Source organism: Cytophagia bacterium CHB2, from assembly GCA_030263535.1.
In the GTDB taxonomy this organism is placed as follows: Bacteria; Zhuqueibacterota; Zhuqueibacteria; order Zhuqueibacterales; family Zhuqueibacteraceae; genus Coneutiohabitans.
Genome location: SZPB01000636.1, coordinates 1 through 2011, shown reverse-complemented (window position 1 = coordinate 2011; position 2011 = coordinate 1). Strand labels below are relative to the sequence as shown.

General features: G+C 55.7%; 2 protein-coding genes. Both read left to right on the top strand.

Going from position 1 to position 2011, the window contains the following annotated elements; genetic code table 11:
* Positions 1 to 1236, top strand: a 1236-nt coding sequence (locus FBQ85_29730; protein MDL1879311.1) for a PASTA domain-containing protein, incomplete at its 5' end; no start/stop codon positions are given.
* 268 nt (positions 1237 to 1504) lie between these two features.
* Positions 1505 to 2011, top strand: a 507-nt coding sequence (locus FBQ85_29725) for a UDP-N-acetylmuramoyl-tripeptide--D-alanyl-D-alanine ligase (GenBank protein MDL1879310.1), incomplete at its 3' end; no start/stop codon positions are given.

The following is a 2011-nucleotide window of genomic DNA, read 5'->3' as shown; positions in this document are numbered from 1 at the left end:
CGCCGCCCGGACGACGTCATTTTTTGCGAAAATGGCGCGTGGAAGTTTGCCGATAAAGTCATCACCGACCACGGCGAGCGCTACGGCAATCTCAGTGTGGCGGAGGTATTGGCGAAGTCGAGCAATATCGGCACAACCAAACTGGCGCGCTTGGCGCGCAAAGAAAAAATTTATCGCTATGCGCGCGATTTCGGTTTTGGCATGCCGTCGCGCGCGGGCATCGAAGGCGAAGCGAACGGCACGCTCAAAATGCCCGGCGAATGGTCCGGTTATACGATTGCTGCAATGGCCATGGGGTATGAAGTGTCCGTAACCGCCGTGCAAATGGCAATGGCTTACGGCGCCGTCGCCAACGGCGGTCTGTTGCTGCAGCCGAAAATTCTCATGGCGCGCAGCGATGCGCACGGCCGCGTCGAACGCTTCGACGAGCCGCAGGTTGTGCGGCGCGTTTTGACCAAAGACGTGGCGGCAGAGCTGGCGCACATGTTCGAAGGCGTGGTGAAAAACGGCACCGGCAAGAATGCCGCCCTGGAGGGCGTTCGCATCGCCGGTAAAACCGGCACCGCGCACCGCGCGCTGCAAAATGCCCGCGGCTATTCGCACAGCGATTATATTTCTTCGTTTGTGGGATTTTTCCCGGCGGAACAGCCGCGCTATTTGATCTATGTCATGCTCGAAAATCCCCGCAGAGATCATTGGGGCGCTTCCGTCGCAGCGCCCACCTTCCGGCAGATTGCGCAGCGCATTCTCGGCGCAGAGCCGTCGTTCACCGAACGGCCGGGAATGCCTCATGAAAATTTCACGGAAAACTACAGCGAGACAATTATGGACACTCGAAAAATTGTGTTGCCCGATCTCACCAGTCGCCATCGCAACGTCGGTGAAGAAATTCTCAAGAGCCTCGAGCTCAAACCGATTTGGGATGGCGAAGGCGATTTTATTCTGAATCAAATGCCGCCGCCCGGCTCAACGGTGTTGCGGAACTCGCCCATCACGTTGCAGCTTTTTGAGGTTGGCCAACTGGCGCGGCAAGCGCGCATGCCCAATCTCATAGGACTCTCGCTGCGCCAGGCATTGCGCCAGCTTTCTCTTGCAAATGTGGAAGCGCGCGTCGTGGGCAGCGGTACGGTGGTGCAGCAATATCCGCCGCCCGGAACGCCTATCAGTTCGGGCGTGCGCTGCGAATTGCGTTGCCGCTCCGAAGTTGTGGTTGCGCAGGAAGCCGTGTTACAATAAAACAGGTCAACGCAACGGCTTCGCGAGCATGACGTTTGGAGTAACGAATCAAACACAAACGAAGGCGATGTTTAGGAGCGACGATTAAATAACTTTCCCAATCTCCAACCGCGAATAGGCGCGAATCATCGCGAATTAAAAAGCATTAGCGACCATTCGCGTTGATTAGCGGTTTAAAGAAAATGAGTAAGTTATTTAAATGGCAATCCTTAATCGTCTTGTTTTACCGCGTGAACAAATGCCGAATCTGACTTGAGGCGAACGGCCTATGCCGATTATTCTGACATTGGGAGAAGTGTTGCGCGCGTGCGGCGCGCATGCTCGTTTTGTGGGAGATGACAGCATTCTCAGAACACGCCCGGCAGCTTTTTCGATTGACTCGCGCGCTTGCCAGGCAGGCGATTTGTTCTTTGCGCTGTCCGGCGACAAATTCGACGGCCATGACTTTTTGAATCAGGTGTTCGAGAAGCAAGCATTGGCGGCCGTAGTTGCCGCAAGCAAATATGATCAAATCCCATCCCAGCGCCGCAACCTCATCATCGTCGCAGATGTGCTGGAAGCTTTGCAAAATCTTGGTCACGCCATGCGCAAACGTTGGGGCGGGCCTGTGCTCGCGCTGACCGGCAGCAACGGCAAGACCACGACGAAAGAGATGGCGGCGGCGGTTTTGGCGCAAAAGCACGTCACGCACAAAACCTCGGGCAATTCGAACAATCATATCGGCGTGCCGCTCACATTATCACAACTGACACACGCGCATGAAACGGCAGTTGTT